6 protein-coding genes and 1 rRNA gene are annotated in these 7,441 nt (G+C 29.4%); 4 read left to right on the top strand and 3 right to left on the bottom strand.

Going from position 1 to position 7,441, the window contains the following annotated elements; all coding sequences use genetic code 11:
- Positions 1 to 292: 292 nt before the first annotated feature.
- Positions 293 to 811 carry a hypothetical protein gene (locus COE53_RS06355; protein ID WP_098947570.1) on the top strand — a complete coding sequence of 173 codons (519 nt, stop codon included), beginning with the start codon at positions 293 to 295 and terminating at the stop codon, positions 809 to 811.
- A 405-nt stretch (positions 812 to 1,216) separates the two neighbouring features.
- Positions 1,217 to 2,083 (top strand): phosphotransferase, encoded by an 867-nt coding sequence (locus COE53_RS06350; RefSeq protein ID WP_069034018.1) that lies wholly within the window; start codon positions 1,217 to 1,219, stop codon positions 2,081 to 2,083.
- Positions 2,084 to 2,182: 99 nt separating this feature from the next.
- Here the strand turns inward: COE53_RS06350 and COE53_RS06345 are convergent, their stop codons facing one another.
- Together COE53_RS06345 and COE53_RS06340 are read right to left on the bottom strand one after the other, a co-directional pair.
- On the bottom strand, positions 2,183 to 2,896 hold the full coding sequence (locus COE53_RS06345) for a class I SAM-dependent methyltransferase (protein ID WP_069034017.1): 714 nt from the start codon (positions 2,894 to 2,896) through the stop codon (positions 2,183 to 2,185).
- A gap of 176 nt (positions 2,897 to 3,072) precedes the next feature.
- Positions 3,073 to 4,974 (bottom strand): endonuclease MutS2, encoded by a 1,902-nt coding sequence (locus COE53_RS06340; RefSeq protein WP_098947569.1) that lies wholly within the window; start codon positions 4,972 to 4,974, stop codon positions 3,073 to 3,075.
- 666 nt (positions 4,975 to 5,640) lie between these two features.
- Here COE53_RS06340 and COE53_RS06335 point away from each other — a divergent pair.
- Positions 5,641 to 6,078, top strand: a complete 438-nt coding sequence (locus COE53_RS06335; protein ID WP_069034015.1) for a hypothetical protein — start codon at positions 5,641 to 5,643, stop codon at positions 6,076 to 6,078.
- A gap of 655 nt (positions 6,079 to 6,733) precedes the next feature.
- Positions 6,734 to 7,129: a hypothetical protein gene (locus COE53_RS06330; RefSeq protein ID WP_091024998.1), complete on the top strand. Its 396-nt coding sequence runs from the start codon at positions 6,734 to 6,736 to the stop codon at positions 7,127 to 7,129.
- A gap of 157 nt (positions 7,130 to 7,286) precedes the next feature.
- Here COE53_RS06330 and rrf read toward each other — a convergent pair.
- Positions 7,287 to 7,402: ribosomal RNA gene (gene rrf / locus COE53_RS06325) — 5S ribosomal RNA — on the bottom strand.
- Positions 7,403 to 7,441: the final 39 nt, after the last annotated feature.

Below are 7,441 nucleotides of genomic sequence, written 5' to 3'. Positions count from 1 at the left end.
TCAAAGTTCACTTTGTCGCTCCAGAAGCGACTTTAATATAATAACATTTTGTTGAACTCTTTGTCAACAATTTATTATATTTTTTTTGTTGTTCGAACTTGTTTTGTCGTGACAACATAAACAAATATACCATCTCGTCCAAATGATTGCAAGCATTTCTTTTGAAAAAATAAACTAAAATAATTTATGTGAATTTCAAATCAAATTAATTAGTTAATTGTACAACTAGGTATATATACAAGCACAAACAATTCCTCTTCCATAGATTAGTACAAGAAAGGGAGGAATTGTTATGCAATGTAATGAAGCCCATCAATTATGTAATAATTTTAGAGGGCAGGTTGTACGCATTTTCGATAAAGATGGAAATGAGCATATTGGTCGTATTACAAGAGTAACTGATGATCGAGTTTTTATTGAACCAGTCAATCAACATCGTCAAAACTCTAATTCATCTAATAGATCATCAAATCGTAATAGAAGTAATATGAATAGAAGCCAATCTAGAGATTTCTCAGATAGAAACTTTTCAAATAGAAGTTTCCATAATGGAAATCGTTCTAATGTTTGGTTTAATAATCGAGTAGATGACAGATTTGATAATAGATTTGATAACCGTTTTGACGATCGTTTCGATAGAAGATTTGATAGAAGATTTGATAGAAGGTTTGATAGAAGAGAAGAAAGAAGAGACGAAAGAGATTTTGACAGAGATGGTTTTAGATGCGGATTCTTCGGCTGTGGGTTCGGTATTTCAATTGCACTCGGATTTGTCGCAGGAGTCGCATTAGCAGCATTATTCTTTTTTTAATAGCTCAATAAAATCCTATTTTCAATTACTGTGGGTTTGTCTCTTTGGTCATTTGCTGACTTTTGAGACACCCTTTTAATTTTTGGGTAAAGGTAAATATAAGTCTTGAGATACCTTCAATATAATTTTAATAATTAATTACAAAAAATAACTTCTTCTCTTTAGATAAAGAATAAAAGTACTTTAATTATATGAATAGGAGTTATCATGAAAAGATTCATTCAAGTCATAATATTTATATTCATCCTTCGCTTTTGTACATATACTTTTACAATTTCCAAAACATTTTTAAACATAAATAAAGTGGAGATTAATAAGTATTTTCCCATCTATCCTCATGGTGACCGTTAATTTATAAGAGTATACTTAAATAAGTACATTATTAATAATGAAGGTGAGGATATTATGCAAATAGAATCAGTAATAAATGATTTATCAAACATGAATTTAATTAACAAAAAAGAAATTAAGTACACTCAACTAACAGGTGGAACATCGAGCAATATATATCTTCTAAGTAACATAAAAAACGAAAGCAAGTATATAGTTAAGTTTAATGATCCTAGTGTATTAGAATCAGAAGCATATTTTCTTAATTCCTATAACAAATTAGATATATTACCCAATTTACTATTTGCTGAAAAAACATTTAAATACATAGTATATCCATTCATTCCAGGTCGCACAAATTATGTTAATAAAAACAAAAAAGAATTACTTATATCACTTGTTGAACAGTTAATAAATAATTACGAATCCTACCCTAATGCTCCAGGTTGGGGATGGGCAGATGATTTATCGAATTCATGGTCAGATTTTCTTATGAGTAGACTGACAGAGTCTTATAAAATTTTAGATTCGTATTTAGAAAAGCCAGATCATACACTTATCTTTTCTATTGTAAATAATTCAGATCTAATCACTTTTCAAGGAAAACCTTTTTTATTACACGGTGATTGTGGTATACATAACTTTATTTTTAATAAAGGCGGTTTAAGTGGCATTATCGATCCTACTCCAGTGTTTGGAGATCCACTTTATGATTTAATATATGCGTTTTGTTCTTCACCAGATAATCTAACAAAAGAGACAATTTCTACTGCAGTTAGTCATTTGAAATTTTTACAAGATTTCGATTCTAACACAATATATAAAAACGTATTAGTTGGATTATATTTTAGGTTAGCAACATGTATAAAACATCATCCAGATGATTTGGACGAATACTTAATAGCTTGGAATTATTGGATTAGCTTAGTTAAATCCAATTGAATTATTAAAATATAAACAGCAGTCTGATACTTTGGGAATGAATTCAATTCTCGTAAGCGGTACTTTTGTTAATCAAACAAAAAAGATAAGCTATTATGCCTATCTTTTTCTACATAAAAATACTCTATATCCTAACACATCTTTATAACGAATTAATATTTCTTGAAATCTATGAAGTAATTCAATTCCTTCTGGTGGTAACTTTTGAAATGGAAGTGAATCAATTGAGTTTGTTGATGTATTCATTATTGTATTTCCTTTGAGGATTTTATAGTCTCTAAATCCCCCTTTGATTAACGCTTGTTCCCACTCTCTTACCGTTTTTACTTTTGAAATACCATAAACATCCTTTATTTCACTTTCTTCTTTTAGTGTTAGTGGTCTCTCTGATGTCATTTCTATTGCAAGAAAATATCCACCTTTTTTTAACACTCTTACATATTCATGTAATGATTTATCTACATTTGTGAAGCTTGTTACCGATTCCGAAATAATAATATCAAATGAATTATCCTTAAAAGGAAGGTTTTCTGCACTTGCTTGATGCAGAGTAACTGGAATTTTCTTTTTGTTAAATCGTTTTCTTGCATTAGCCAGCATCCGACTGTTTATATCGATTGTTGTAATTGAGCAATTGAAACTTTCATATAAATAGCTAGCAGTTTTACCTGAACCGCATCCAACTTCTAAAACTTGGCTATCTGATTTCAGCGGAAGAAATCTTAATGTTTTTTTTGTTAAATCAAACCCACCTGGATGTGCATCTTCTATATTTAACGTGGCGATTAAATCTATATAAGAAAATTTCCTCATATTAAGACCCCAATCATATAGTTTGGTATAGTCTATTCATTTAAGCTTAAATTTGTTTTGTATTCTTGAAAACAATGAAATTTTTCTTAAATCAAAAACAAAACATCAGCTTTTAGGCTGATGTTTTAATTTGTATACAAAGTGCAATAATTTGCTGATTGAAAACAGCCGTAATATTACTGCCCATTACTTCTCATTCCTTTTTGAATCTTTCGAAGTGCCTTTTTTGAACCTCTTTCAATATCGTGCTGTAATTTCCTGGTCGCATAATCAACAAATAACGTATCTAAGTCATATCCTTCTGGATAAAGTTCAGCAGCCTTCATTTCTAAAGATACTCGTTTTTCATTCACTTCTAAAAAATCACCATTATAAAAAACAATGAGATTGTAAAAATTATCGATTTCTTTATAAATAATTCCAAAGGTATCATAGTCTAATAATTTTACTCGATCACCTTTTTGATAGTAAGCCTTTTCTTCTGCTTTCAATTTGACAATCTTTGGTTTCCTTATTGCACTTTCAATCACTTTTTCTAATCGATATTCTTTATTTTCCATATATCCCTTCGCTCTTTGAAGTACACTTTCGCGAATATTCATTTTCTTAGAAATCCATAGAGCATTACTTTCTCCTGATTTTCCGATAATTAACTTATACATTGGCTCTAGCGTTTCACTATTAAATCTCATTGCTGCATTCATAAAGTCACTATGCATTTCTGAAAAACGTTTAATTTCACCATAATGGGTAGTTGCAACTGTAATACATCCCATAAGGTAAAACTCTTCCAATATAGAAATTGCTAGTGCAGATCCTTCATTCGGTTCCGTACCACTTCCAATTTCATCAAATAGTAAAAGTGTATTATTATTAGAAACACTCATAATATCGGAAAGGTTTTTCATATGTGATGAAAATGTGCTTAGTGCATTCTCTATACTTTGATTATCACCAATATCAACAAAAATCTTTTCAAATACTGCAATTTCAGTCCCCATGTCTCCAATAATATGGAAACCTGACATTGTTGCTAAAGTTAGTAAGCCAATTGTTTTCAGAACGACTGTCTTCCCGCCCGCATTAGGTCCAGTAATGATTAAACTTCGATAACTTTCTCCTATCTCAAAATTAAGCGGAACTACATTACCTGTTAATAGTGGATGTTTACAATCAACTAACTTTATATATCCAAAGTCATTTAATTTCGGTTCAACTCCACCAATATGTTTGCTAAATTTTGCTTTAGCAAACACCATATCATATTGGCTAATTAACTCCATATTTATATTTATTTCATAAATGTTTTCTAAAATCATTCCTGAAAGGGTAGCCAATATTTGATATTCTTCCATTGCCTCTTCAGCTTTTAGGCTTGCTAACTCACTGTTTAATTTAGTTACTGTATTCGGTTCAATAAAGACTGTTGCCCCTTTAGAAGAAACTTCAATAATTGATCCAGGAACTTGCTTCTTAAAGGAAGCTTTAATTGGGATTGTATATCGGTCGTCTTTCTTACTTATAAAAAAGTCCTGAATATACATTTTATTTGCACTATTATTTAGAAATTTATTTAAACGATCTTTAATTTTCTCTTCCACTGATTCAATATTATTTCGTATCCGTTTTAGATCCTTACTAGCCCCGGAGTCAACGCTGTTTCCTTTAATAGAGAAGTTAATCTCATCTTCAATACTCATAAATTCACTCATTGAGTTTGCGTAAGAAGAGAGAATTGGAGCAAAAAAAACCTTATCTTGCATAAATTTTTTAATTCTTCTACATCCTCTTAAAAAGTCCGAAACACTGATTAATTCACTCGGATCTAATATCATTCCCTTTTCAAGATTTTGCATAATATTTTCAATATTAGAGACACCTAAAAAGGGTACATGTCCTTCTGCGTCTAATATTGCCCGAGCTTCAGTTGTCTCATTTAATCTATTTTTAACTACTTTTATATTGGAACTTGGTTCTAATTGATTTATCAATTTTTTACCTAATCCACTTACACAATAAGATTTTACAATTTCTTTTAACTCATTATATTGTAATTTTTCAAATGTTATATTATTCAATTTTAATTCTCCTCTTTAATATGATTTGATCGATCATAAATGGAGATACCTACACGTTAGATTCCAATGAAAATATTTATAGTAATAAAGATTTATTTTTACCCGAAAAATATAAAAAAGCTGCGGAGATACCGCAGCTTAATCACATTACAAGGCAATCATAATTGAAATATAGTTAAATAAGCTATTACTGAATAGCCATACTAATTTCTTTATACGCATTATAAAGTATTGTAGGTATCTTCATAGGTTTGAAATAAATACATGACAAAATTAAGGGTCCGAATTCTACAAATCCCCCTTTTTTTCATCCTATTTATTTCATTTATTTTTTTCCTATTTAGAACCTACCTCACTCACAAAATGCACCTCATTTATTTTTATGTTCATTGAAATCTAACTTATTGAAATCATCATACTATTTGTGAATTGAAAAGTAAAGATGATCTACATTATTTACTGTATGTTTTTAATAAAAATTTTCTACAACTTTTTCCCCTTCAGGTAAGCACTTCATTTAAGTTTCATACTCGTAGGCCCAATGTAAAAAGTAATAAATCTATCTTCAAAATTTGTAGAAATAGAAATTTAGTTTAATAAGGATTTATCATTGTATAAAAACACACCATTTAATTGAATATTAAATATAAAAACTGGAGAATTAAAATGAAAAAGGCATCAGCTCATCTTACTTTCAGTTTATTGTTCTTATTTAACTCGATTACTACAGTACACGGAGAAATTGCAAATCATTTATTTAGTACTAAGTCTGTTAGTTTTAAAGGAAGCGATAATAATTGGGAAGTTTTACACGAGATGACTTTAGTTGGAACTGATATCTTATTTCAAACAACTATAAAATATAAAGGAAAATTTGATAAAGATTTAATTAAGTCATATTCACACTATCTGATTAGTTATAATAATGGAACGATTGGAGGAGAGAGGTTTTTATTAAATCAATCTGGTGAATTTCATGGTAAAAAAAGAGAGTGTGGCGGATGTGAGTTTATTGATAAGAAAAAAGAAGTATATTATGAAATTTACTGGAAAGATGCTATAAGTACAGTTATTTTAAAAAAAGTGGATAAACCAGGTGATTAACTTCTTTATAAAGTACTAAAGCATGCGGTTTTCACGCTGTTGAAAAACAACGCTGTCAATTAAATTACCAAATTTTCGTAAAAGGAGTAGAGTGATGTTGATTTCCACTACGGGATGCTCGCTTTCCATGGGGCNNTATTCATCAAAAAAAGTCTCCAATAAAAACTAATCAAATAGCCTTTACTTAGTGCATCCTACAGTTGTTTATTAATCAGATTGTAGATTAATTAAGATCGAACATTAATTAATAAACTAATCAATTGAATTTGTTTTTCTAAAAATTAGCTCATAATATTTTTAACTTCTAAAAAAACTTACTAGTGTTATTAGAATCATAAAATTGCTTAAACATATTAAAATTTAAAACCATTAATAAATAGATCATCCCAAAAATGATAATTTCATCACTAATTAATGTTCAATTAATGTCCGTTTTCCCTATTGACCATTTTATATTTCAACACTTTGAAAACGAACTGTTATGAACAGTTCGTTTTCAGAGTGTTAGTTTTAGTTGTTCACCTAGGATCATTACATCAATGAGCTAGATACTTAAGATTAATACAAAGATTGAATAACTCGGTATTGGTTTGTATTTAGAATAGTTCTTCATTTCTTTAAATATTTTTAAATTAAGGAAGGAGTGTAGATTGTAATGCCTGAGGTTGAAAAGAAAAATTGGGTTGATAAAAGTATTATTCTATTATTGGTTTTTGTATTTATTATTTTAGCTATAAACATGCCAAAAATACAGAATTTAGATGAGTCAACTTTAATAGGGACTTACCATAGCAAAAAACTTCCATTTGCGACAATAGTATTTGATGAAGAGGACCATCATACGTTTTATTATTATAATCGTTCTGAAGTAGATAAAGGAGCTTATTCACAGAAAACAGATACGACGTATGTAATTAATAGTTCTAAGTTTCATAATTTAAAAATCATTTATGATAAAAAAAGAAGAACTTTTAAAATAAAAATTGATAATGAAACTTATGTTTTTAAACAGCTTGATACAATTCCTTATATTATAGATAATTCTAATTGACCAGATTCAGTTGCTTTAAGTACTTGGTATTCAAATTTTGTACAAAGGACTTAAAAGGACTATCAAAATTTGACAGTCCTTTAATATTTATTAAATATGAACAATTAACGGGTCCAAAATAAAAAAAGCACCAGCTGATTAGCTGATACTTTGGTAAACCAGGCGACGTTCTACTCTCACAGGGGGAAACCCCCAACTACCATCGACGCAAAAGAGCTTAACTGCCGTGTTCGGTATGGGAACGGGTGTGACCTCTTTGCCATAATCACCTGATTTATAGAGTTGTACTTCGTACCCTCAAAACTAGATAAT

It is taken from the genome of Bacillus sp. AFS029533 (assembly GCF_002585125.1).
Taxonomy (GTDB): Bacteria; Bacillota; Bacilli; order Bacillales; family Bacillaceae_G; genus Gottfriedia; species Gottfriedia luciferensis_B.
Note: the sequence above shows the minus strand (reverse complement) of the source record. Positions and strands in the feature narration are given on the sequence as shown.

Coding starts and splice junctions, on each gene's coding strand:
- COE53_RS06355 (WP_098947570.1), top strand. CDS start 293: ATGCAATGTAATGAAGCCCATCAATTATGTAATAATTTTAGAGGGCAG.
- COE53_RS06350 (WP_069034018.1), top strand. CDS start 1,217: ATGCAAATAGAATCAGTAATAAATGATTTATCAAACATGAATTTAATT.
- COE53_RS06335 (WP_069034015.1), top strand. CDS start 5,641: ATGAAAAAGGCATCAGCTCATCTTACTTTCAGTTTATTGTTCTTATTT.
- COE53_RS06345 (WP_069034017.1), bottom strand. CDS start 2,896: ATGAGGAAATTTTCTTATATAGATTTAATCGCCACGTTAAATATAGAA.
- COE53_RS06330 (WP_091024998.1), top strand. CDS start 6,734: ATGCCTGAGGTTGAAAAGAAAAATTGGGTTGATAAAAGTATTATTCTA.